The organism is Nostoc sp. (genome assembly GCF_036919615.1).
Lineage (GTDB): Bacteria > Cyanobacteriota > Cyanobacteriia > Cyanobacteriales > Nostocaceae > Nostoc.
The window spans coordinates 84,378-108,065 of the sequence record NZ_JBALCN010000046.1 but is presented as its reverse complement, the minus strand read 5'-3'; the positions used below and the strand labels follow the sequence as shown (position 1 = coordinate 108,065).

Below are 23,688 nucleotides of genomic sequence, written 5' to 3'. Positions count from 1 at the left end.
CTGAGTCCTCTGTGGTTCGATTTTACGTTACCTGTGCCTAAATCCTGAACATGGATGAATTCTTCAAAGAACGGCTAGAGATTCAACAATCTAAAAACCAAGCTTAAATCTGATTTTCTCAATTTACGTTAGCGAGTCATCGAGCGTCATTACAAATTAAACACTTATGTCAGATATTAAAGATGCATTAGACCGAATTCATCACTGGTTCAAAAAAAATCATCCAGCAAAGATTGCATCATTGGCATCAGGTTTAAGTCCATTAGAAATAGAGAATGTATTGAGTGGTCTATCTTTTAAAGTATCCAAAGAAGTTAGGGACATTTATGAATGGTCAAATGGATACTCAAAATATGACTGTGCAGATGATTGGATATTTGATTACATGTTTCTTTTAAGTTTAGAGTCAGCAGTCAAAGAGGCTCAAACTTGGGTCGAGGAACATGAGGAAATAGCCATCATGTATCAGTATGCAGGTAAACCTGTCCTGCCAATTTTGATGTCAGATATAGAGTTTTTGGCAGTCGTCGCCACAGATGATGGACAAGCAACTTCCCCTGTAATTTATATCTCCGAAACTGCGGAAGTTTCACTGCGATATACCAATTTAACAGCGATGATGTTGACTCTGGCAGAATCTTATGAGAGTGGAGGATTATTCATCGGTCGTAAAGGTTACATAGAAAAAGATGAGAAAAAGTATGCTGCTGCATATCGAAAGTACAACTCAGGAATTACAGACTTAGCTCTAGAAAGATTTCTGAAAATATTTCCTGAAGATTCCTCTTGGCAAACTGTACAGCTACTTCATGACGACCTATATATGATGATAAATAGCTATCAAATAGAAATCCCACCAAATAGCCTGAAAACTAAAGTAGTTAATACTCTTCTGAATCTGTTGCAAGATGAAAAATATGATTCCGGTTTTTCTGTAGTATTAGTACTCGAAGAACTTCAAGCAGTAGATGCATTAATTAAAGTCCTGAAACACCCGAACAAATGGGTTCGTAGTAGGTCGGCGTTTGCTTTAGGAAAAATCAAAGCATTTGAGGCTGTGGAGTTTGTATCGCAGCTTTTAGAAGATCCAGATCCAGTTGTTCAAGAAGCAGTTCAGGAGGCGTTAGATATGTTTAGAAATTAGAGATAGAGTTTGTTGCACGGTTCACACATTTATCAAACTTGCGTTGACATTATATTTAGCGATCGCATCGTTACCACATTTCTGGGAGACCAAAACTCATGAACCTTTCAGAACTCTTCATCCGTCGTCCGGTCATGACCACTTTGGTGATGATGGGTATCCTCATCTTTGGTCTGATGAGTTATCTACTGTTACCCATCAGTGCGCTGCCTAACGTTGAATATCCTTTTATTTCTGTCTCTGCTAGTCTGCCTGGTGCCACCCCGGAAACAATGTCATCTTCGGTCGCCGCACCCCTAGAAAGACAGTTTACCGAAATTGCCGGACTCAATTCATTCAATTCCACCAGTTCAACTGGCAGCACCAACATCTCTTTACAATTCGACTTTAGCCGCAGAGTGGAGGATGCCGCCAAAGACGTGCAGGCAGCCATTTCAGCCGCAGCCGGACAACTGCCCGCCGGAATGCCTCACCCCCCCACCTACCGCAAAGTTAACCCGTCTGTCTCACCAATTCTCTTTCTCTATATGTATTCTGAGACACAGCCAATCTCGACAGTAGATGAATACGCGGAGGTAACAGTTGGTCAGCCAATCTCGATGATTAATGGTGTTGCTCAAGTACAGGTTTTTGGTCAACAGCAATATGCAGTCCGCGTCCAGCTTGATCCGCGAGAGTTGGCATCGCGGGGAATTGGTCTAACTCAAGTGAAAACTGCAATTCAACAGGGAAATGTCAACTTACCAACTGGCAGTCTCTCTAGTACCTACAAAAGTTATACGATTCAGGCGAACGGTCAACTCACCGATGCTGCCAGCTATCGCCAGCTGATTGTAACTTACAAGAATGGTGCACCCGTGCGGCTCCAGGATTTGGGACAGGTGATTGACAGTGAACAAAACGTCAAAGTCTCAAATTTGTATAGCGATGACAAGGTAACAAACCGCCATTCCGTTGTTCTCGCCGTGCAGCCGCAGCCGGGAGCCAATACAGTGAATATCGTTGATGCCATCCAGAAACTTTTACCTACACTCCGCGAACAAGTTCCCAAATCGATTCAGATGGGAATTATGTACGATCGCTCCCAAACAATCCGAGCCTCTGTCAACGATGTAAAGTTTACCTTGGTTCTCTCGGTTTGTCTAGTTGTGTTGGTGATTTTCTTATTCTTGCGTGACATAACTGCGACGCTGATTCCGAGTTTGGCGCTACCTGTAGCGATCATTGGCACTTTTGCTGTGATGTATCTGTCGGGCTTTTCCCTAGATAACCTCTCACTAATGGCGTTGACCCTCTCCGTGGGCTTTGTTGTGGATGATGCGATCGTGGTGTTGGAAAATATCGTCCGTTATCGAGAAATGGGCGAATCTCCTCTAGACGCGGCATTGAAAGGATCAAAAGAAATCAGCTTCACAATTTTGTCAATGACCCTCTCCCTAGTGGCGGTGTTCATCCCGATCATGTTTATGAGTGGAATAATCGGTAAATTATTTCATGAATTTGCCGTGACGATCGCTGTGGCAATTTTGGTTTCGGGTTTTGTTTCCCTCAGTCTCACCCCAATGTTGTGCAGTCGATTCTTAAGTTCATCCCATCAGCAAAAACCAAATCTGGTGTATCGAGTCTCAGAACGGGCATTTGATTTACTATTGCAGGGATATGATTGGACGCTCAAGCCCGTTTTAAAATACCGCCTGATGACACTCATTGGTTCTGGTATTCTGCTGGTAATGACCGTCTATTTGTTCATCATCGTTCCCAAAGGATTTATTCCCACAGAAGACACCGGACAACTGATGGCGAACACGAAAGGAGCGCAAGATATTTCTTTTGATGATATGCGGCGTCACCAGCAAACGGTTGTTGATATCATTCGTAAAGACCCCAACATTGAAGCAGTTGACTCGATTGTAGGTGCAAGTGGCCCGAACGCATCGGTCAACTCCGGGCGAATTACAATTCGGCTCAAGCCACGTTCTCAACGTCAACTGAGTGCTGACCAAATCATTCAAGAGCTAACCCCCAAGTTGCGACGGACAACTGGGATTAAAACATTCCTTCGCTCTCCGCCAGCCATTCCCATCGGTGGTCAACAAACTAATTCAACTTATCAGTTTACGTTGCAAAGCTTGAATTTGCAAGACCTGCGCCAATACGTTCCTAAACTTTTGGAGAAAGTCAAAACCCTACCAGGACTCCGGGACGTTGACAGCGATTTACAACTCAGCACTCCCCAAATCGAAGTCCAAGTTGATCACAACAAAGCCGCAACTCTTGGGATTACCGCGCAAGAAGTTGAACAAACCCTCAGCGCTGCCTATGGTTCCAGCCAGGTGTCAACTATCTATACCCCAAATGACCAATTTTATGTAATTTTAGAAGTGAAACCAGAGTTTCAGCGAGATCCCAGTGCCCTATCGCTACTCTATGTGCAATCGAGTACTGGAAAACAGGTTCCCCTGAGTGCGATCGCCAATATCACTCAGAATGTCGGCCCCCTCACTGTCACTCACGTTGCTCAACTCCCCTCTGCAACTATCTCTTTTGACACGCTACCAGGAACATCTCTAAGTCAGGCTACAGATGCTATCAAGCAAGCAGCTAGTGAGGTGCTACCCTCAACAATTACCCCCAGCTTTCAGGGTTCAGCCCAAACCTTCCAACAATCCTTCAACGATTTAGGCGTGCTGTTGTTGGTATCTATTTTAGTAATCTATCTGATTCTCGGTATCCTCTATGAGGATTTCATTCACCCGATCACCATTCTTTCTGGTCTACCTTCGGCGGGTTTTGGCGCATTACTGACGCTGCTGATTTTCCAGGTTGATTTAAATCTTTACTCTTTCATCGGCATCATTCTGCTAGTGGGCATCGTCAAGAAAAACGGCATTATGCTGGTGGACTTTGCTATTGAAGCGCAGCGAAAGGAAGGGAAAAATTCCTTTGATGCCATCTATGCCGCTTGCTTGATTCGCTTCCGGCCAATTATGATGACGACGATGGCAGCTTTGATTGGGACACTCCCCATTGCTTTAGGGACAGGAGTAGGTTCAGAAGCGCGTCGTCCTTTGGGGATTGCGATCGTTGGTGGATTGCTGTTCTCTCAGATATTGACTCTTTATCTGACTCCAGTGTTTTACACTTACATGGAGGCATGGCGGAAAAAGCTTGGCCAACCTAAGTTTTACCATTTTTTCTTCAAAAGGTAGCAAGGGAATGGCAGGCTCGTTAGAGGTCATTTATAAAGTATAAAATCAAATTACTGTAGGGGAGCCAGTGCGTTGTTTGGGTTAAGAGGCTTGTCCCTTGCGCGTCTCCCCGCAGGAGTTGCCACAAGCTGCTTTAACCACACAACATTACGATTGCGCCCTTCGATAACAAGGCGCGATGGTGAGCAATGCCGCTGCTGCTAGCGCCGCTGCCGCCCGAATGTGATTCCAGATTGTCCAGTTGGCAAGATAGCCAGACCAGAGACTCGCGCCTATGGTGCTGTCTGGCTCGACTCTCGCTAGGGCTTCGTTGAGCGGCACATTGAACACGATTGTCACGCCAAATGTACCAACAAGGTAGAGCAAGCTGCCGAGGAGCAAGTAGGCGGCATCAGGTTGATGCCATTTTAATAGCGAGGAGACAAAAAGCAGGATGCAAGCCGCAGCCGTTCCCAAAAACACTGCCATAAACAACGGATTGATCACCGTGATATTGATGGATTGCATGGCGGCAATGCCCTGTGCTGGCTGGAGTCGGGCAAGGGCGCTCATCACAAAGGACGAGAAGGCGAAGAAGACTCCGGCTATCAACCCACAGCCCAGTGCCGAGCAAAGCTTCAATAGGAAATAATGTTGTTGAGTGATCAGATTTTGCAGCATAACCTTATCCTCTAGCCAGTTGAGCCATTTGAATACGTGTGATTTTACTCAAAAAATGAACAGAATTCTCAACCCTAACCAGAGCAAAAGGTAAGGTAATTTCAAGCTAAAAGCCAATAACAATAGACTGAGCTGCAAATGCTAAATGCTTACTATACAATGGTTTCAGCGATTCTAAGGAAGTGCGATCGTCAATATTTAATGGACGTAAAAAATCCATGAAGACAGAGGCAGTCCCCAATGAATTGGGAAGCCTACACGTTCACCGCAAAGTCAGTGTAGGTAGTTTACGCAGTACTCAATGATTTATCTGCCTTTTTTATTAGGCGATCGCTACAACATGACTAGTACAGCGGGCGCGTAAATAAACATAAGCTTTAGCAACATCTGGGTGTTGGGGTTTCAGGCTTCAAGCAATCAGCAGTGAAAGGGTATCTGCGATCGCACTATTCTTCCTAACCTCTATATTGAGTTTTTACACAGCCTAGCGGTGGATTATGCAGCGCTAGGCTCATCAGTTAGGTGGCTGGGTAGACCTTGATGCCCAAGTCAGTCCAATCCGATAGCCTGTCGATCCCTTTCCCATCTCGGTGTTTCTCTCTGGCCTCGATAGCCGCCTTTGAGTCGTCTTCGCTTTCCCATCGGGCGACGTTGACAAAGCAAAAGCGTGCATCGGATTGCAAGCTGCGGTAGAGCGCTCCATCCAGAAAACCGGGCTGGCGGATCATGAAATCCTTATCCACCTTCCAATCGCTGATAAACTGCTTGATCGACTCGGCTGGCATTTCAATTACGTTGATCAAAGTGATCTGCCCGCTGTTTATAGTCCTTACCTCAGTATTACTTTAATCTACCTTACGACTCCTTAGAAGGTGCAGCAGCATGAATCAAATCTGGCGTCTCCTCAGCAGGAGGACGCTCAATAGTTTGAGCCGATGTGGGACGTTGATGGCGCTCACGAGTTTGGATCTGCACAAATTTACCCGTCTCAATTGACTGGTAAAGCGCTTGAATGATCGAAACATCAATCAATCCTTCCGTCCCAGATGGTTCTGGGTCTTTATCTTGCAGAATACAATTAGAGAAGTAGGTAAATTCAGCCGCTAGTTGATCATGATCCGCAAAGGTACGCTCTTGGGTTTCACCATTAATTGTCAGGTAATGCTTCAGTTCTCCCTGCCAAGCATAGGCAGATTCTACTAGTAAATCGCCTTGAGTACCTACAATCTGATAAGTAGAAACACTTGCCCCTCCAAAGCTACAGGTAAACGTTGCCAATCGCTCATTAGGGAAACGCAAAATGACACTAGTCATTTCTTCCACTTCGCTAAAGCGTTGTTCTCCATCACTGGCAGCTACAGCAAATACTTCAATTGGTTCATCTTGGAATAGATAACGTGCAGCATTAATGCAGTAGATGCCAATATCATAGAGCGTGCCACCACCTGTGACATCTTGTAAACGAATATTGCCTTCTTCTACTTGTTGAGTAAAAACCGAATTGAAAATCCGTGGTTCACCAATTTGCTTTGAACGCACAATTTCGATTGCTTGTAAATTAGCTTCTTCTAAATGTAAGCGGTAGGCAATCATCAGCTTCACATTGTTGTCATTAGCAGCTTGAATCATTACCTCACACTCTTGTTCGGTTATTGCCATTGGCTTCTCACATAATACATGAATTCCCTGATTAGCAGCCCGCACAGTGTAGTCGCAATGTAATTGATTGGGTAGTGCAATATAAACTGCATCAACCTCGCCGCTTTTCAGACAATCCTCATACTTTTCATAGGAGTAAGTATGCTTAATCCCATACTTTTTGCTCAGTTCTTCGCTTTTAATAGGGTCATCTGAAACCAATGCGACTAATTCCGAGTTTTCCGTGTGAACAAAGGAAGGTAAGGCAGCTTCTTGGGCAAACCAACCTAAACCAACAACGGCGTAACGAACTTTGTGCTTACCATTTGTAGCAGTCATTTTCATACTCTCTAATGAAGGAATAATTTAGAAATTTTAATGCACTAATTCCGTGCAAATTATGGCTAACTGTTTATACAAATAGTTAGACAATTGACGTTAGCTGGAAAAAGTTTCTCAATTTAGCGATGTTCTAGTTCAATTAATGAAAGAATGTCAGTTGCCTTAGTTTTAGCCATTTTTTTCCTTAATAATTATCGATTTTTGACGCTGAGAATTTGAAAGGTTATGAAGGGTATTTCATTTATTCTCTAGGACTTGGGAAATGAAAACCTCATTCTTTGAGTAAGCTTTAATTTAGACTTAAGGAATATTTCTAGTATTGCACCTTGACTGAAATTCATAACCTCAGCATGAGGGATGTTGAGTATGTAGCATTAGTAGCCCAAGACTACAACCCAAACCTCTTTATGCATTACCTCTCTTTTACTACTCTCGCTAAATAAAAATCCGAAACCCTTATTTTTAATAATTTTTATGAATTTAGGTGTAGGTTGGGTTGAGGAACGAAACCCAACACCCAAAACTTTGTTCTAGTTGGGTAACACGAATGTTCAACCCAACTTTGTATCTTAGAAATAGTAGTAGACCGCCCCAACCTTGATCATGAAAGACCGCTTTGTAACACGGGTCACTACAACAGTCTCGATGATACAACTTGAACAGTCGCCAAGGTCAAAGCTTTAAACACTGATATTTAAAGTATACAGTCCGCATTGGGCAAGGATGACGCTGTAGTTGCTATGCGTCATAATCCCGTTATTAAGGCCTTTTATGAGCGCCTTGTCAAACGTGGTAAATCCAAAAAATTGGCCCTGCTTACCAAAAGGGAACTACAGGGGGGTTAAAACGATCTCAAATTCTGCGCGTTTGATTTAGGACTGCTATATAAGCAACAGATACCTCAAAGTCATGTTGAAGTACTTGAAAATCGTGTCGAGGTACTCCAAAGTCGTGTTGAAGTACTTGAAAATCGTGTTGAGGTACTTCAAAGTCGTGTTGAGGTACTTCAAAGTCGTGTTGAGGTACTTGAAAATCGTGTTGAAGTACTTGAAAATCGTGTCAAGGTACTCCAAAGTCGTGTTGAGGTACTCCAAACTTTGTCGCACCGCAATCAAGTACACAGATGCGTAGGCGTAGCCCGCCGTAAACATCGCTTTCATAAATCTCCACAAAACGGGAGGACTGATAATTCTCGGTTCTGGTGATATCGATGACGAGATATTTGACTATATACGAAGAGTTGCACAAAATTATGATGGTGTCACAGAGGATATTTTTTTTTGGTGAGAGATTAGAGGCAATTCTGAGTATTCAAAACCTGAAGCACAATGTTGTACTTCTTGGCTCTTAAGAACAAATTTTAGATGAAAATTGGTTTTCTAAATATAAATACTGTGTTTTGCCAACCAAATATGATGATTAAATACCAGCCTTAGTCAATGCCCGACTCAACGTATCAACTAAATTTAACCTTTCCACCCACTTTATAAGGTACGTATAGTCTAAACTTTGTGTAGGAAATGAAGCCGATAACGCAGATATCCTCCTTCAACCACATGAACTGTTAGATATCTACCCCATGCTTGCCCTTGTGGCGCATCATGCTTACCAAGAAGGTGTGCAACTTCAGGCGGGAAATAATATTGGTTATTACGGCCCTTATGAACCCTTGTTGCGGGGACAGGGAAAGGAGGATGAATTCTCATTTTGGTAAGGTTGTGGTGTTGGACTCTCTACCTTGAGAATTGAAGCTGATGGAGCAATTCAAGGTTGTCCCTCACTGCCGACTACTGCCTACACAGGTGGTAATATTCGAGAGCGATCGCTCCTTTTATGCACGAACAATTAATTATTTAATAATGTAGCAATACCTTAGCCAAAATAAGAGGATGAAGAGAAAGGCTGATGTAGTAGAGTTATTGTCTCTGACAACGACAACTCAAAAACTACTCTTCAGCCCATGCACGATATCTTATGACTGTTACAATGCTTGCTACCGCAGATAAAGCTCCCCTTAATCCCCTCCCAGCAGGTGGAACTACAGTGGTGTAACAAGTTTTAAAAACCTAAGAAACTTTGCGATCAGATTACGCCACTTTCTTTTGAAAAGCGATCGCAGTTTGCAGTTAATAATTTAATCTAACATCAGCCTAAAGGAGATCCAAGAAATAAAATGCCCAGCTTGTTTGGGGTGACGCTCAAACGCCAACAGCGTGTCGTAGACAAGACTCGCTAACGCTGCTTCCCTTGGGCGTCTTGTTGGCACTGCCTCTGGTAGAGAAGAGTCGCTCATGGGGAAAACCCATGTAAGAGCACGCTGCCTCACCGAATCAAGCATATTGTTTGCACACTCTTATACTTTGGCGCTTACGAAATAGGGGGCTTTGATCGACGGCAGGGCATTTTATTATTGATAAGTGCCTTATATCATGTCCGCCAAATTACCCATAATAAAAGAACCCCACCCCGCAAAAGTTACGCTTTAGCTCCCCTCCCCGCCTGCGGGGAGGGGTTGGGGGTGGGGTTCTTCGGGTTTAATAAGCAATCAAGCGGACATGATATTAGATATGGCTGCTGTATCAAATATCTATCTTTAGATATACTTTTTTAAAAATCCCCTGTTACCCAGTACACTCCGCACGGTAGATTGACTTAAATATATTTAAATATGTTATGATTTGTATTATTCTAATGTTATGATTTGTATTGTGCTTTTAAGTTATTAGCCAGTAAATTATTTGCTGGTTTAAGCTAAAATAGCTTAATTTCGAGCTATAAAGCCAATTAAAGCAAACTTAGAAATTTTTGAACACACAAGCGATCCTTAATAAAGTTAAAGTTTTGTAACTGATAACTCAGATATCTTTAAATTCTGAATTTTCAGGAGTAGCTGAGGTAAGTATGTTAAATACTGATCAGTAATTTGACTGAATTGAAGAGGAAGTTTACTGTCATTCTGAATAAAGTGTAGTGAGTCATCTTCGTTTTTAGCCATTTTATGGTTTAAGACTAATGCTAAAAAATAGCTAGCTGAGGATTAATCATGCCTGTAATCTCAAATGTCAGCCTGGAGATAGACAATAATAAACAATATGAGTAGTTTACTAAGATAGAAGTTTTGCAAAGTCTAACGGTTGGAAAATTGCTAGAGACAAACATAGTGGAGTTAATTAAAATTCAGATAAACTTCCTAAAAGCCCACTGTCATTCTGAACAAAATAGAATATAGCTAGTTTAGTGATACAAGGTTTGATGCTAATGCTAAAAAACAGCGAATTAACGATTAATCAGGGTTCTAATCTCAAATTGAAGCCTGGAAATAAACGATACAATCAGTTGTTTAGGCTAGAGTTTTTGCGAAATCGTACAGTTGGAAAGCCACTAGGTTAAACATAGTGGAATAAATCTGATTCAGATTAATTTCCCAAATTTAAAGTCAATAATCCACGAAAGAAACAGGCAAGTATTATGCCAATATATTGCTAGTGGGGCTAGTTGACTAGTTTTAGGTTATACCGAATTAAAGGTTAACCCATTTACAGAATTTACTCAAATGAATGGTGTTGTTTAAAAACATTACCAGTCAGTAATAAAAGTAAGCTTTTTTTATTGAAAGCTAATTTTGTACTGTCTTTATCTGAAAGGATAAAGAGCATAATTGCTTGCTGGCATACATTAGGGTAAATCGCAATTATTAGCGAAATCTCACAACTTTTTAATTGGAATAAGGTCAAAACAGATGAATAAAGTTCAAGCGTCCTTTGAAGCTACGGAAGCTGCATTTCACGTGCAAGGTTACGAAAAAATCGATTTTAGTCTAGTCTATGTGAACGGTGCATTTGATATTAAAAACAGAGAAATAGCAGATAGCTATGCAAAATTTGGTCGCTGTCTGATTGTAATTGATGCCAATGTGCATGAACTTTATGGCAAGCAGATCAGGTCATATTTTAGGCACTATGACATTGAACTCACAGTATTTTCCATCATTATTACAGAGACAGCTAAAACCCTTGCAACTTTTGAAAAAATTGTTGATGCTTTTTCGGACTTTGGCTTAGTTCGTAAGGAACCAGTCTTAGTCGTCGGTGGTGGTCTAATTACTGATGTGGTTGGGTTTGCTTGCGCTTCTTACCGTCGCAAGAGTAACTTCATTCGCATTCCTACTACGTTGATTGGTTTAATTGATGCAGGTGTAGCGATTAAGGTTGCAGTTAATCATCGCAAGGAAAAAAATCGCTTGGGAGCATATCATGCACCTTTGAAAGTGATCCTGGATTTCTCATTTTTGAAAACCTTGCCAACAGCTCAAGTTCGTAATGGTATGGCAGAGTTAGTGAAAATTGCTGTAGTTTCTAACTCTGAAGTTTTTGAACTGCTATACGAATATGGCGAAGAACTGCTTTCCACTCACTTTGGACATGTGAATGGTACACCGGAACTTAAAGAGATTGCCCATAAACTTAACTACGAGGCAATCAAAACCATGCTGGAGTTAGAAACTCCTAACTTGCATGAAATAGACCTTGATCGCGTCATTGCCTACGGTCATACCTGGAGTCCTACCCTAGAATTAGCACCTCACATACCCCTATATCATGGTCACGCCGTCAATATAGATATGGCTTTATCTGCAACCATTGCAGGACAACGGGGCTATATTTCAACTCAAGAGCGCGATCGCATCCTAGACTTGATGAATCGTATAGGTTTATCACTGGATCATCCTCTACTAGATGGGGATTTATTGTGGTATGCTACCCAGTCTATAAGCTTGACACGAGATGGCAAACAACGCGCAGCCATGCCTCGTCCTATTGGTAAGTGCTTCTTTGCCAACGATCTCACCCGTGAAGAACTTGATGCTGCCTTAGCTGAACATAAACATCTTTGTGCTAGATACCCTCGTGGTGGGGAAGGGATTGACGCCTACATTGAAAGTCAAGAAGCCAAGCTCTTGGGAGTCTAGAAATATGACTAGTGTTTTAGGACGAGAGACTGCTAGACCGATAACGCCACACAGTATCTTAGTAGCCCAGTTACAGCAAACCCTCAAATTAGCAGAAGAGAACAACATTCCCGTAGAGATATTAGATTCTCTGCGGCAGGGAGTTCAATTAGCAACGGGTTTAGATCCCTACTTGGATGATTACACTACCCCCGAGTCGAGCGCATTGACAGCATTGGCCCAAAAAACTAGCATTGAAGACTGGAGCAAGCGCTTTAGCGATGGTGAAACAGTGCGTCAACTAGAACAGGAGATGTTGTCAGGACATCTTGAAGGACAGACATTGAAAATGTTTGTTTACATGACTAAGGCAAAACGCATCTTAGAAGTGGGAATGTTCACAGGGTACTCAGCCTTGGCAATGGCAGAAGCACTACCAAGCGATGGGCAACTTTTAGGTTGCGAAGTAGATGCCTATGTCGCTCAATTTGCTATTCGTTGCTTTGATGAATCTCCCCACGGCAAGAAAATTGTCGTAGAAGTAGCACCTGCCTTACAGACACTCCACAAGCTAGAAGCAAGAAAAGAATCATTTGATTTGATATTCATCGATGCTGACAAAAAGGAGTATGTAGAGTACTTCCAGACGATTTTGGATAGTAACTTACTAGCTCCCAACGGGTTAATCTGCGTGGATAATACTTTGTTACAGGGACAAGTTTACCTACCGCCAGAACAACGTACTGCCAACGGTGAAGCGATCGCTCAGTTCAATCGTGTTGTCGCCGCCGATCCTCGTGTAGAGCAAGTTCTGTTACCCATACGAGATGGTGTAACCCTGATTAGACGCGTGGCATAATCAGGGGCCAAGGAGACAAGGAGACAAGGGGACAAGCAGGAATGGCACTAAGTTAAGATACAGCTCATTGCCCTGACTGGTTAAGAAGCTGTAAACTTTTAACCACCAGTCAGGGAGGCTTTGCCTCCTCTTTCTTGACCAGAAGCAGAGCCTCTGGGAATAAGGTGACACAAACCTTTGGGCTTTTCTTAATGCCATTCGGGACAAGGAGACAATTATTTTCTTCCCCTGCCCCCTGCCCCCTGCTCTCCCTACTTTCAAAGACTTATGACGCAATCAATCTCCTCATTTCTGCCTCAATCTACAACGCCCTCAACGGGTGTCAGCGTAAAGGTAGTGAGTCTATTCAAGACTCTCGGTATTCTGACACTATTACTAATAGCCTTGCCGTTCAATGCTTTTATAGTGTTGATATCTTTGCTGTGGGGCATTGTGGAGCCGTTTAGGAAAAAAGCTTTTGTAGCTACCCATCCTCAGACTATCTTGGTAAGTGGAGCCAAGATGACCAAAGCATTGCAACTTGCTCGCAGCTTCCATGCAGCTGGACACAGAGTTATTTTGATTGAAGGTCACAAATACTGGTTGTCTGGGCATAGATTCTCAAAGGCTGTAAGTCGTTTTTATACAGTTCCGACACCGGAAAAAGACCCAGAAGGCTATATCCAGGCGCTAGTCGAAATCGTCAAAAAGGAGAAGGTTGACGTTTATGTACCTGTATGCAGTCCTGTCGCTAGCTATTATGACTCTTTAACAAAACCTGCATTATCAGAATACTGCGAAGTTTTTCACTTTGATGCAGATGTAACCAAGATGCTAGATGATAAATTTGCCTTCACTGATCAGGCGCGATCGCTTGGTTTATCTGTCCCCAAATCTTTTAAAATCACAGATCCTCAACAAGTTATCAATTTTGATTTTAGTCAAGAAACCCGCAAATATATTCTAAAAAGTATTTCTTACGACTCTGTTCGTCGTTTAAATTTAACTAAACTTCCCTGCGACACCCCAGAAGAGACAGCAGCCTTTGTCAACAGTTTACCCATCAGTCCAGAAAAACCTTGGATTATGCAAGAGTTTATTCCTGGCAAGGAACTATGCACACATAGTACAGTCCGGGATGGGGAATTAAGATTGCATTGCTGTTCAAACTCTTCTGCATTTCAAATCAACTATGAAAACGTCGAAAATCCTCAAATCCGTGAATGGGTACAACATTTCGTCAAGAGTTTGGGATTGACTGGACAAGTGTCTTTCGACTTTATCCAAGCTGAAGACGCTACAGTTTACGCCATTGAATGCAATCCCCGCACGCATTCCGCAATCACAATGTTCTACAATCATTCTGGTGTTGCAGATGCCTATCTTGGTAAAACTCCCTTACCTGCACCTCTGGAACCTTTAACAAGTAGCAAGCCCACTTACTTTATATATCATGAAATCTGGCGACTAACTGGTATCCGTTCCTGGAAACAATTGCAAACATCGATTAATACCCTAGTGCGAGGCACTGATGCCGTTTACTATTTTGCTGATCCTCTACCATTTTTGACTTTGCATCACTGGCAAATTCCTTTACTTTTGCTGAAGAATCTGCAACAACTCAAAGGATGGGTAAAAATAGATTTCAACATTGGCAAACTGGTGGAATTAGGTGGCGATTAAAATAATTCGTAATACTCGCCTCCGCTGAGAAGCAAGCTACGTAATTCGTAATTAAGTTAGGGAAGATGAATCATGCCAGTACTTCGTATTCTTCATTTAGTTGGGTCTGCACACAATGATTTTTACTGTGATTTGTCACGCCTTTATGCCCAAGACTGTCTAGCAGGAACGGCAGATCAATCGCACTATAATTTTCAGATTGCATACATCACACCCGATCGCCAGTGGCGATTTCCTGATTCGCTCAGTCGAGAAGATATTGCTATTACCAAACCGATTCCTCTGTCTGATGCCATACAGTTTCTAACAGCGCAAAACATTGACATCATGTTACCACAAATGTTTTGTATCCCTGGAATGACTGAATACCGCGCTTTATTCGACTTGCTCGATATCCCTTACATAGGCAATACTCCAGATATCATGGCAATAACGGCCCACAAAGCCAGAACCAAAGCAATTGTCGAAGCAGCAGGGGTGAAAGTGCCTCGTGGAGAACTGCTCTGCCAAGGAGATATTCCGACAATTACACCTCCAGCAATCGTCAAACCCGCAAGTTCCGACAACTCTTTAGGGATGACCTTAGTCAAAGAAGCTACTGACTATGACGCTGCTCTGAAGAAAGCATTTGAATATGCTTCGGAGGTGATTGTAGAAGAATTCATCGAACTCGGTCGAGAAGTCAGATGCGGCATCATTGTCAAAGACGGGGAACTAGTGGGTTTACCCCTTGAAGAGTATTTGCTAGACCCCCACTCCAAACCTATCCGCAGCCATGCTGATAAACTCCAACAAACCGATGATGGCAACTTGGGTTTTGCTGCTAAAGATAATAAGAAGTCTTGGATTGTAGACCCTAATGACCCAATGACCCAAAAGGTTCAGCAAGTGGCTAAAAAGTGTCATCAGGCTTTGGGTTGTCGCCACTACAGTTTATTTGACTTCCGGATCGACCCAGAGGGACAACCTTGGTTCTTAGAAGCCGGGTTATATTGTTCTTTTGCCCCCAAAAGCGTGATTTCCTCTATGGCGAAAGCAGTGGGAATCCCTCTAAATGAGTTATTAATGATGGCTATCAATGAAACATTGGGTAGTAACAAAAAGGCGTTGCAGAATTGATAGTAAATCTATTGATATAGGTTTTTTCCTTGTAGTGTGTAGATGAGCGATCGCTTATCAAGAGTTGGTTGAGGGAGCGATCGCTTCTCTATGAGACGCTCTTGCTAGCAAGTTTTAAGAGAAGGGGTACATCAACGCCAAGGGCGATCGTTCTCCAAAGGTTTTTAATTCCTAGTCAGTGGTTGTTGAATTCAAATCACCACAACATTTAAAATCAGTGGACTCTAACAAAGTTAATAAAATCGTTGTCTCGTTCTAGTCAGATTGAACCAACGAAAAAATATCTGGTTCTTTATTCCAAATATACCTTTTTTAAAATCTTTTTAAAAACTATACAATTTAAGTAAATGTCTAATGATCACAATAATTCGATAGGTTTTATTTTATTAACTCATACAAAACCTCTACAAATCTACAGGCTAATTAATAAGTTAAATATGATGTTTAATTATCCTGTAATTGTGTGTCATCATGATTTTTCAAAATCTGATTTATCTGTAGATACTCTATCAAAAAATGTTTTATTAGTACGTCCTTATGTACAAACAGAGTGGGCAGGTTTTACGTTAGTAGAAGCTACAGTACAGGCACTTAAATTAATGTCCGAGGTTCCAGATCCACCTGATTGGTTTGTATTACTCAGTGGAGCAGACTATCCCATTAAAACTGCAAGGCAAATATTGGATGATCTAGCCTCAAGTCCATACGATGCTTATATTCAGTATGAGCGAATCACATATGAGACTTATAAACATGATTTAAAACCAAATATGTTATGGCTAAAAAATTCCTATCAACGATACTGTACAAAGTCATTTTATTTTAATTACTTAAAAAAATATTTTGCTCAACTGAATATAGAAATACGCTTAGAACATCCACTATTAACAAAACCTTTCCTTCCTTTTTCAAAAAAACTTGCTTGCTTTAGTGGAAGTCAATGGTTTTGTGCCAATCGCAAAGCTGCCGAGTACATTATTGATTTTCACAGTCAGAAAAATTATTTAACCTTGTACTACAGTCAGCTTAAGTATACAGACGAGTCGTATTTTCAAACTATACTTGCTAATGCACCTCACCTCAAGCTGCAAAACGACCGGCGACGCTATATTGATTGGTCAAGTAGAGGCTGTCATCCAAAGACATTGCTAATGGAAGATTTGCCTAATCTGCTCGCATCATCTGCTCATTTTGCTCGAAAATTTGACATTGATATAGATAGCAATATTCTCGATGAACTTGATCAGATTACATCTAATACCATTTCTTCGTAAGAGGACTTTTGAAAAGTGTTTAGCTATGATTTTAGGCACTTATTGATCCCCCCTAACCCCCCTTTTTAAGGGAGATTTAGGAGGATTTAGAACGTTTTGATACCGATAAGAAGACTTTTAAAACATCCTCTGAGGCTGCGCCAAATTTTCTTGGCTTCTATTTCTTTCTTTGTGTCCAACTCTTGGAGACGCTACGTGTAGCTTGCTTCCCCGTAGGGGTATGCGTTCTTCTCTACGTTCGCGCAGCGTGTCGCAGACAGACGCTGCGCGTAGCTTGCTTCTCCGTAGGAGTATGCGGTTCGTTCCTCATGTAGTTTGGCGCATCTTCATACATAATTGGTATTAGTAGCGCAAGGTAAAAGTCAAGAGCAAAAAATCAAAAAGCTTATATGGTAAACTTTTTACTGATTTTAAATGGCTGTTTTATTTGCGCCTTGCTCTACTAATAGTTTAATTATGAGGATTCCCAACTAGCGATGCAGTTCAACTCTAGGAAACATATCGCAGTCTATTGGCTCACCAAGCTTTTTGGCTTTGAATGAATTAAACTCTGGTAAATCAATTTCATCTAGAGGTCTGAAAGGCCATGCTTTCGGGCGGTGATAGTAAGTAACATCATCACCAGTCCAATTCGTCACTACTGCACGTCGTTGTGTGGAAGATATATTGGTTACTGAATGATGAATTGTGAGAAAATGATGAACCAAGCAATCTCCAGGCTCCATATCCCAGGACAAAATTTCGTGAGGCTCTGGCTCTGCAAACCATGAGGGGTTTGATTCTTCACGTAACTCTTTGCCCCATCGATGAGAGGCTTTTATATACTCTAATCGACCATTTTCTTGATTGGCGCTATCTAAAGCCAGCCAAATTTTACAACATTGCCAGCCTTGTATAGGCCAGTAAGGTAGGTCGTTATGCCACCCAACACGGCTGTTTGCTTTCGGTTTTTTAACAAAAAAACCGTCAGCCAAAAAGTTCAGTTTTTCCGATTTTAAGACTTGAGCGGCAAGTGTTACCAGCGGAGATTCAAAAGCCAAAGCATGGAAATCAGCATCAGCAAGCCATAAGCTACTGGCATGTTCCACACGACCTTCTGGTCTTGGCATACCTTTGACTTCCAAAGGGCCAGGGATTAATATATTCTTGTCAACGGCTGTTTGCATCCGTTTTACCCAGATTTCATCCAAAACATTTTTGACGCAAATAACGCCGTCTCGGTCGAAAGCTTCAACTTGTTCGGGGCTGATTATTGATGTGTCTACCTTGAGCATCGTAACTTTTTTCAGATTTTAAAGTTTAACTGTTTTGGGTTAGACCAAACAGTTGGGATTGAGAATTAGCGACTTTTGGAGCAATAAGAGGCAGGGTTAACTTCATCAGCTTGAACCAATTTGAATTTAGCTCCAGTAATATAGATGCGAGTTCGATGAACCTTTGTGTTATTGTAGTCATTCAATATTTTTTTCATGAACGCATCTGTTATCTGACAACGGATTTCTGCAACCTGCTTTACTGATATAAACTTTGTTATTCTCTCACAAAAGTTTTTCAGTATATCAGTATAGAGTAGATATTAAGTTAACAATTCTTCCCATAGGTGGAGAAATCCGCAATCAAAGTGCAACACTGTTTGTTAGCCAACTAACTTCATCTAACTACCCAGATCCTTTTTAATAATAAGTGGGACAAGGGACGCTAACCGTAATATGCCAGACACAATGAACACTTCCATTATGCCAAAAGACCCAGCAAATTCAGCAATGAAGCCACCTATAGTTGCTCCTAAAGCACCACTTGCTCCAGCAACAGCTGCTGCTGTCGCAAAATAGATAGACTGATTTTTTACTGGTGCAATCTCTATCTGGAGATTGTTGTTACACAAGTCAACTGCTCCCCAATTACCTCCAATGAAAATGTGTAACAGCGGTAACCACAGCCAGAGGTCAAGAGGACTAGAACCAATCCTCAGCCACAGCCAAGGTATGACTGCAATTAGAATTCCATTAGAAATTAGAATAGTCCGATTGCCTATTTTATCTGCTAATCTACCCCAGACGATGAGCATCAGCATATGTGCCCCGGCTCGCAGGCTGTTATAGAAAGTTACCCAACTCACATCCAGGTTGAGCATATCTAGCAAGTAAAGGTTAAAAAACGGGGCACTCAGGTTAACAGCAAATGTCCATGAACCGAAATAAAGCAGAAACACCAAAAAGTTAGAGTTTTTCCAAATGCTACTATCTATCTGGTTTTGGGGAGTTGGTATTTGCGGCAGACAGATTGCTTCAGATATCTCACCAGGTTCATTTGGTGCCGAGTCTGACTTAATCTCACTGGTTTGAGATGAACTAGTATAATTAGTGTTTTGTAATTGGGGATTCATATCTACCTGGAAATACTGACACCCCAAGCTCACAATTCCAAAGACAATGCCTAAGAGCAAAATTACCCCATAACCTTGGATACTCCCCCCGTACCAATGTGATACAGCTAGACCGGCTATTGGCAAGCTGATCAACTCGGTTAAGTTGGCAATACTATTGCGTAGCCCGAAATATCTACCTCGCAATCGCCGTGGGACTAACATTGCTATCCAACTGAACCACGATGCAGTTCCCAGTCCTCCAGAAAGATGGCTGCATATGAGAATCAAGAGCGACAATCCCACTAATTGGTCGGAATTAAGCCCTCCCCAACTAAAGCTAATAATGCCAATTACTAAAATCAGCCACAGTAGCCGACCAATCCCATGAGTGCGAAGGGAATACTGAAAGCGGCTAGTACTACGTTCAGACAAGTAAGCACCCATTGGCTGAAAAAGATTCACCAACATGGGGATAGAACTCACCATGCCAAATACCAGTGGACTGGCATCCAACTCCACCAAGAAATTACTTAGTAAAACTCCGCCAGTGCCAATAGAGAAAACTGCTGCGAAAACACCATCGATAGTGGAAGCCCTCAAACTGGTGCGAATAGCATCTTTAGAAATACGAGGGCTGAGTGTTGAGGTAGGAGAAAGTGTTGTTGATGGTGAGGCAATCTGAGCAATTTCTATAGAAAGAGGCGCACCTGTTTCAATCTGAGAAGAATCCATAAATCTAGTATTTAAGAAAATAATTGCAAAGCATCCTAAATTGAAGCCTAATTGAACTCACCTACACAGAAGTTAAGTTGTTAAGATAAGGCCGTGCGCTGTAAATAAAACTGTGAGCACAAACTTGCTTCGATAATCTATATCTCTAGTTTCCAATATTATGTTAAAACCTGCAATCTAGTCTAGAAACGCTTGCTATAGTTATTTGCAAAAAAGTGATGCATCGTCTAAGCAGTGAATACTCTAGGCTCAATTGCTGTGATTAATCAAATACTTATGTGTGTATATATACCCATAATTTACCTCCTGAATCTGAATGCGATCGCACCTCTGTGACCCTCACTTACAGCCATCTGTAAGTAAGTTGGCATCTGTCTAAGGTAATACAAATTTCAGAAAAGTAAAGGGTTTCCCAAATTAAAAAAAAAAGATAGACATAATTCTTTCACTTTAGATGATGCAATTCACATTCACCCTTACACTATGTGGTTTTTGCAATTACTGGTATTAGTTTAAAGGCGAGTGTTCACTCCAAACTAATTTTCCACAAACCGGAGAGCGGATTTGACTGTTGGGATTGACTATCACTGCTACCGAGCCAATTATCGTCATATACCAACCCAACACTGAATATTCCATTTAGAGGATATTGCCCTAGTTTTCCAAAGCCTTCAATATTGTTTGAGTCAGTGATCACTTGCTGATTCAACTGTATGGTTGTTTGGTTGCCATCGTCAAAGTAAATTGTTGCTCGTTTTTTGTGAAAGCGCACCTGAACTTTGTAGACCCCACCAGTTGCATAGTAGTAAGCTCTTGCAGGCAGCTTTTGACCATCGATATTTTGCCCTTTGAACTCAACTGCTATAGCAGGTGTGACCAGCATCAAAAAGATAGATAGGACTAACCCTAACGGTTTCATTGGTTTTCTAACAACTCCTGTTTATCAAACTATTTTCTACTTTAAAACATAAATTTATTTGTGAGGGTCACTGGATTGAATTAGTACAACCCTGAACAAATGATCGATGTGAAGAAATAACTAAGCCAGAGATGCTTAGGTGTTGTTGTTTTGAGAATACAAGCAACGCCTGACTGGATCATCACAGTTCCCTTTAATCACTGCAATTCTCATTATGAGAATTGCTCAACTTAGGGAGGAAATATGATAGGGTTAGAAGGAAAGAATTGCCTTGATTACAGGTGCAACGTCAGGTATCGGTCAGGCGATCGCTATCAAACTTGCACAACTTGGGTGCAACATCGCCATAAATTACCTCAAAAACCTTGAAGCTGCGGCAGATCCGGAAGAGATGGCATTGCAAAAAGCCTGCGGAAATGAAATATCGAAAATTGTGGTGTGAAGTCGCTGCTGGTTCAGGGAGATGTGTAAATCCATCTGTCGCAATCATTTTTCAAATTGGTATTACCACAGCAGACTTTAACCGCGTAATTACAGTAAATTTCTGAGGTGCTTATCTCTGCGTCCGTGAAAGGCCCCGGAGCAGCGATCACGCGAATGAATCAAGACTGGATAGATGAAGGTAGCAGGACTTACGCACAAGTAACGGAAAATCGAACCACAGAGGACGCAGAGGACACGGAGGAATAAGAGTTTGAGAGGTTTTTTGCGTAAATCCTAGATAGAAAAAAAGGTGATGTCTACGATGGGCTGCGCCTACGTGGAAAGTCACATCTGAATGGGGCGTGCTGGCTCCTCTGAGGAGATGGCAGCCGCAGTTGCTTTTTTAGCTTCGGATGAAGTCGCCTACATTACCGGATAAACGCTGTTTGTAGATGGTGGAATAACTCTATATGCTGACTTCCAGAAAACTTGGTCAGCTTGAGGTAAAGCTTGCGTACTTTCCACAATTGAGCCGATACATACCATTAGTGGAATTAGCCGCCTATGACTAGTGCGATCAATAAGAATAGTCTGCTATCAGCAGAAGCCTGGGAACTGTTGGAAAAGTCCATAATCTATTACCAGGGAAAACCCATTGGGACTGTAGCTGTCCACGATCCGGAGTTAGATGCACTCAATTATGATCAGTGCTTCCTCCGCGATTTTGTCCCTTCTGCCTTGGTGTTTCTCATGCACGGCAAAGCAGATATTGTGCGTAACTTCTTAATAGAAACACTGAAATTACAAAGTCATGAAAAGCAGATGGACTGCTTTGAACCGGGAGCGGGGTTAATGCCTGCAAGTTTCAAAGTACATTCTAATGGGGATGAAGAATTTTTGGTCGCTGATTTTGGTGAGCAGGCGATCGCTTGCGTTCCCCCAATTGATTCCTGTATGTGGTGGATTCTCCTGGTACGGGCTTATGAAAAAGCTACAGGCGATTTGGCTCTAGCGCGTCAGCCAAATTTTCAACAAGGAATCAAGTTAATTTTGGATCTTTGCCTAGTACATCGGTTTTCCCTGTACCCAACAATGTTAGTTCCCGATGGTGCGTTTATGATTGACCGTCGCATGGGAGTGTACGAACATCCTCTAGAAATTCAGGTGTTATTCTATGCGTCCCTCAGGGCTGCTAGTGAATTGCTTTTACCAGATGGAGATGGCGATAGCTACCTCAGCAAAGTCAATAGGCGATTGGGATCTTTAAAATATCATATCCGCAACTATTACTGGCTAGACTTGAAGCGATTGGGGGAAATCTATCGTTACAAGGGTAACGAATTTGGTAAAGAAATTGTTAATAAATTCAACATCCACTCAGAATCAATCCCCAGTTGGTTGACCCAATGGTTACCTGAAACTGGAGGATATCTAGCGGGAAATCTGGGACCGGGACGGATAGATTTTCGCTTTTTTGCTCTGGTAAATCTGATGGCAATCATAGCTTCCTTAGCAAGCGAAACAGAATCTCAAAGCATTATGAATTTGTTTGCCCAACGCTGGCAAGACTTGATCGGCTATATGCCCATTAAAATTTGCTTTCCAGCTTTGGAAGGTTTAGAGTGGAAGATTGTTACAGGATGTGACTCCAAAAACAGCGCTTGGTCTTATCACAACGGCGGTAACTGGCCCGTTTTACTGTGGTTATTTACCGCTGCGGCCCAGAAAATAGGTCGAACAGAACTTGCCCAAGCAGCGATCGCTATTGCCGAAAGGCGTTTATTTAAGGATAAATTCCCAGAATACTATGATGGCAACAATGGTCGTTTAATTGGCAAAGAAGCCAGAATTTATCAAACTTGGAGTATTGCCGGATTGCTGGCTGCTAAAAAGTTCCTAGAAAATCCAGAGTATTTGGAATTAATCAGCTTTGCAGAGGGTCTTGAAGGCCCGGGTTGTAGCCTGTAGGTACTGATTGGCAAGGCTCTAAAGAGAAGATGATTTAGCTGTGTAATTATACAGGATGTTTCTGCTAACTACCTTTACTGAAACAACATAACCTGAAGGGGTCAATCAATTTTGGATTTTGGATTTTGGATTTTGGATTTTGGATTGAAAAGAGCAATCACGTCACTAACGCGGCGCTAACGCAAGACGCTCAGTCGCTTTTGGCGTCTCCCGCCACTTGCTCCACTTGGTGGGAAGTAGGAGCAATTTTCCAAGGGAGCGGCGGCTGACGCTGTTGGCACAGCCTGCCGCAAGCATCTGAACTTCGGGGAAAACCCCAGACACGCAAGGGATGCTAAGGATGGGAACCGTCTTCTCTACCTTGGGCTGCACCAACGAGTTACCCTGCGTCTGAATCCTCTTCTCAAATATCTGATAACTGAT

15 protein-coding genes and 2 pseudogenes are annotated in these 23,688 nt (G+C 42.1%); 10 read left to right on the top strand and 7 right to left on the bottom strand.

Going from position 1 to position 23,688, the window contains the following annotated elements; translation table 11 throughout:
* Positions 1–166: 166 nt before the first annotated feature.
* Together V7K48_RS15065 and V7K48_RS15060 are read left to right on the top strand one after the other, a co-directional pair.
* Positions 167–1,144: a HEAT repeat domain-containing protein gene (locus V7K48_RS15065; RefSeq protein ID WP_335073708.1), complete on the top strand. Its 978-nt coding sequence runs from the start codon at positions 167–169 to the stop codon at positions 1,142–1,144.
* 98 nt (positions 1,145–1,242) lie between these two features.
* Positions 1,243–4,353 (top strand): efflux RND transporter permease subunit, encoded by a 3,111-nt coding sequence (locus tag V7K48_RS15060; protein WP_335073706.1) that lies wholly within the window; start codon positions 1,243–1,245, stop codon positions 4,351–4,353.
* Positions 4,354–4,500: 147 nt separating this feature from the next.
* On the opposite strand, the gene V7K48_RS15055 is transcribed toward V7K48_RS15060, so the two are convergent.
* The 3 genes from V7K48_RS15055 to V7K48_RS15045 all read right to left on the bottom strand — a co-directional run bounded on the left by V7K48_RS15055 (position 4,501) and on the right by V7K48_RS15045 (position 6,990).
* Positions 4,501–5,013 carry an anthrone oxygenase family protein gene (locus V7K48_RS15055; RefSeq protein WP_335073704.1) on the bottom strand — a complete coding sequence of 171 codons (513 nt, stop codon included), beginning with the start codon at positions 5,011–5,013 and terminating at the stop codon, positions 4,501–4,503.
* Positions 5,014–5,531: 518 nt separating this feature from the next.
* A complete protein-coding gene (locus tag V7K48_RS15050; RefSeq protein ID WP_335073702.1) occupies positions 5,532–5,816 on the bottom strand; it encodes an antibiotic biosynthesis monooxygenase family protein in 285 nt (94 codons plus the stop codon).
* A 52-nt stretch (positions 5,817–5,868) separates the two neighbouring features.
* Entirely contained in the window at positions 5,869–6,990 is a 1,122-nt protein-coding gene (locus tag V7K48_RS15045) for a Gfo/Idh/MocA family protein (RefSeq protein WP_335073700.1), read from the bottom strand.
* Between the two features lie 1,516 nt (positions 6,991–8,506).
* On the opposite strand from V7K48_RS15045, the pseudogene V7K48_RS15040 reads away from it, so the two are divergent.
* Positions 8,507–8,821: pseudogene (locus V7K48_RS15040) on the top strand (heme biosynthesis protein); the annotation flags it as partial.
* A gap of 306 nt (positions 8,822–9,127) precedes the next feature.
* Here V7K48_RS15040 and V7K48_RS15035 read toward each other — a convergent pair.
* A complete protein-coding gene (locus V7K48_RS15035; protein ID WP_335073698.1) occupies positions 9,128–9,286 on the bottom strand; it encodes a hypothetical protein in 159 nt (52 codons plus the stop codon).
* Between the two features lie 1,446 nt (positions 9,287–10,732).
* Between V7K48_RS15035 and V7K48_RS15030 the strand changes: the two genes are divergently transcribed.
* The 5 genes from V7K48_RS15030 to V7K48_RS15010 all read left to right on the top strand — a co-directional run bounded on the left by V7K48_RS15030 (position 10,733) and on the right by V7K48_RS15010 (position 16,855).
* Positions 10,733–11,962: a sedoheptulose 7-phosphate cyclase gene (locus V7K48_RS15030; protein WP_335073696.1), complete on the top strand. Its 1,230-nt coding sequence runs from the start codon at positions 10,733–10,735 to the stop codon at positions 11,960–11,962.
* A gap of 4 nt (positions 11,963–11,966) precedes the next feature.
* Entirely contained in the window at positions 11,967–12,800 is an 834-nt protein-coding gene (locus V7K48_RS15025; protein WP_335073694.1) for an O-methyltransferase, read from the top strand.
* A 267-nt stretch (positions 12,801–13,067) separates the two neighbouring features.
* Positions 13,068–14,462, top strand: coding sequence for an ATP-grasp domain-containing protein (locus V7K48_RS15020; protein ID WP_335073692.1), 1,395 nt, complete (start codon positions 13,068–13,070; stop codon positions 14,460–14,462).
* A gap of 72 nt (positions 14,463–14,534) precedes the next feature.
* Positions 14,535–15,581 (top strand): D-alanine--D-alanine ligase family protein, encoded by a 1,047-nt coding sequence (locus V7K48_RS15015; protein ID WP_335073690.1) that lies wholly within the window; start codon positions 14,535–14,537, stop codon positions 15,579–15,581.
* A 347-nt stretch (positions 15,582–15,928) separates the two neighbouring features.
* Positions 15,929–16,855: a beta-1,6-N-acetylglucosaminyltransferase gene (locus V7K48_RS15010; RefSeq protein WP_335073688.1), complete on the top strand. Its 927-nt coding sequence runs from the start codon at positions 15,929–15,931 to the stop codon at positions 16,853–16,855.
* A 470-nt stretch (positions 16,856–17,325) separates the two neighbouring features.
* On the opposite strand, the gene V7K48_RS15005 is transcribed toward V7K48_RS15010, so the two are convergent.
* From V7K48_RS15005 to V7K48_RS14995, 3 genes are all read right to left on the bottom strand, one after another.
* On the bottom strand, positions 17,326–18,129 hold the full coding sequence (locus V7K48_RS15005) for a phytanoyl-CoA dioxygenase family protein (RefSeq protein WP_335073686.1): 804 nt from the start codon (positions 18,127–18,129) through the stop codon (positions 17,326–17,328).
* 380 nt (positions 18,130–18,509) lie between these two features.
* Positions 18,510–19,955, bottom strand: coding sequence for an MFS transporter (locus V7K48_RS15000; protein ID WP_335073684.1), 1,446 nt, complete (start codon positions 19,953–19,955; stop codon positions 18,510–18,512).
* A gap of 526 nt (positions 19,956–20,481) precedes the next feature.
* Positions 20,482–20,874 (bottom strand): hypothetical protein, encoded by a 393-nt coding sequence (locus V7K48_RS14995; protein ID WP_335073682.1) that lies wholly within the window; start codon positions 20,872–20,874, stop codon positions 20,482–20,484.
* Positions 20,875–21,117: 243 nt separating this feature from the next.
* Here V7K48_RS14995 and V7K48_RS35015 point away from each other — a divergent pair.
* A pseudogene (locus V7K48_RS35015) lies at positions 21,118–21,799 on the top strand (SDR family oxidoreductase).
* A gap of 62 nt (positions 21,800–21,861) precedes the next feature.
* The gene (locus V7K48_RS14980) at positions 21,862–23,265 is read left to right on the top strand and encodes a glycoside hydrolase 100 family protein (RefSeq protein ID WP_335073680.1); all 1,404 of its coding nucleotides are present in this window, start codon (positions 21,862–21,864) and stop codon (positions 23,263–23,265) included.
* Positions 23,266–23,688 lie beyond the last annotated feature (423 nt).

Excerpts from the sequence above, each read along its gene's own strand:
- V7K48_RS15065 (WP_335073708.1), top strand. The coding sequence starts at position 167 with ATGTCAGATATTAAAGATGCATTAGACCGAATTCATCACTGGTTCAAA.
- V7K48_RS15060 (WP_335073706.1), top strand. The coding sequence starts at position 1,243 with ATGAACCTTTCAGAACTCTTCATCCGTCGTCCGGTCATGACCACTTTG.
- V7K48_RS15055 (WP_335073704.1), bottom strand. The coding sequence starts at position 5,013 with ATGCTGCAAAATCTGATCACTCAACAACATTATTTCCTATTGAAGCTT.
- V7K48_RS15045 (WP_335073700.1), bottom strand. The coding sequence starts at position 6,990 with ATGACTGCTACAAATGGTAAGCACAAAGTTCGTTACGCCGTTGTTGGT.
- V7K48_RS15035 (WP_335073698.1), bottom strand. The coding sequence starts at position 9,286 with ATGAGCGACTCTTCTCTACCAGAGGCAGTGCCAACAAGACGCCCAAGG.
- V7K48_RS15030 (WP_335073696.1), top strand. The coding sequence starts at position 10,733 with ATGAATAAAGTTCAAGCGTCCTTTGAAGCTACGGAAGCTGCATTTCAC.
- V7K48_RS15025 (WP_335073694.1), top strand. The coding sequence starts at position 11,967 with ATGACTAGTGTTTTAGGACGAGAGACTGCTAGACCGATAACGCCACAC.
- V7K48_RS15020 (WP_335073692.1), top strand. The coding sequence starts at position 13,068 with ATGACGCAATCAATCTCCTCATTTCTGCCTCAATCTACAACGCCCTCA.
- V7K48_RS15015 (WP_335073690.1), top strand. The coding sequence starts at position 14,535 with ATGCCAGTACTTCGTATTCTTCATTTAGTTGGGTCTGCACACAATGAT.
- V7K48_RS15010 (WP_335073688.1), top strand. The coding sequence starts at position 15,929 with ATGTCTAATGATCACAATAATTCGATAGGTTTTATTTTATTAACTCAT.
- V7K48_RS15005 (WP_335073686.1), bottom strand. The coding sequence starts at position 18,129 with ATGCTCAAGGTAGACACATCAATAATCAGCCCCGAACAAGTTGAAGCT.
- V7K48_RS15000 (WP_335073684.1), bottom strand. The coding sequence starts at position 19,955 with ATGGATTCTTCTCAGATTGAAACAGGTGCGCCTCTTTCTATAGAAATT.
- V7K48_RS14995 (WP_335073682.1), bottom strand. The coding sequence starts at position 20,874 with ATGAAACCGTTAGGGTTAGTCCTATCTATCTTTTTGATGCTGGTCACA.
- V7K48_RS14980 (WP_335073680.1), top strand. The coding sequence starts at position 21,862 with ATGACTAGTGCGATCAATAAGAATAGTCTGCTATCAGCAGAAGCCTGG.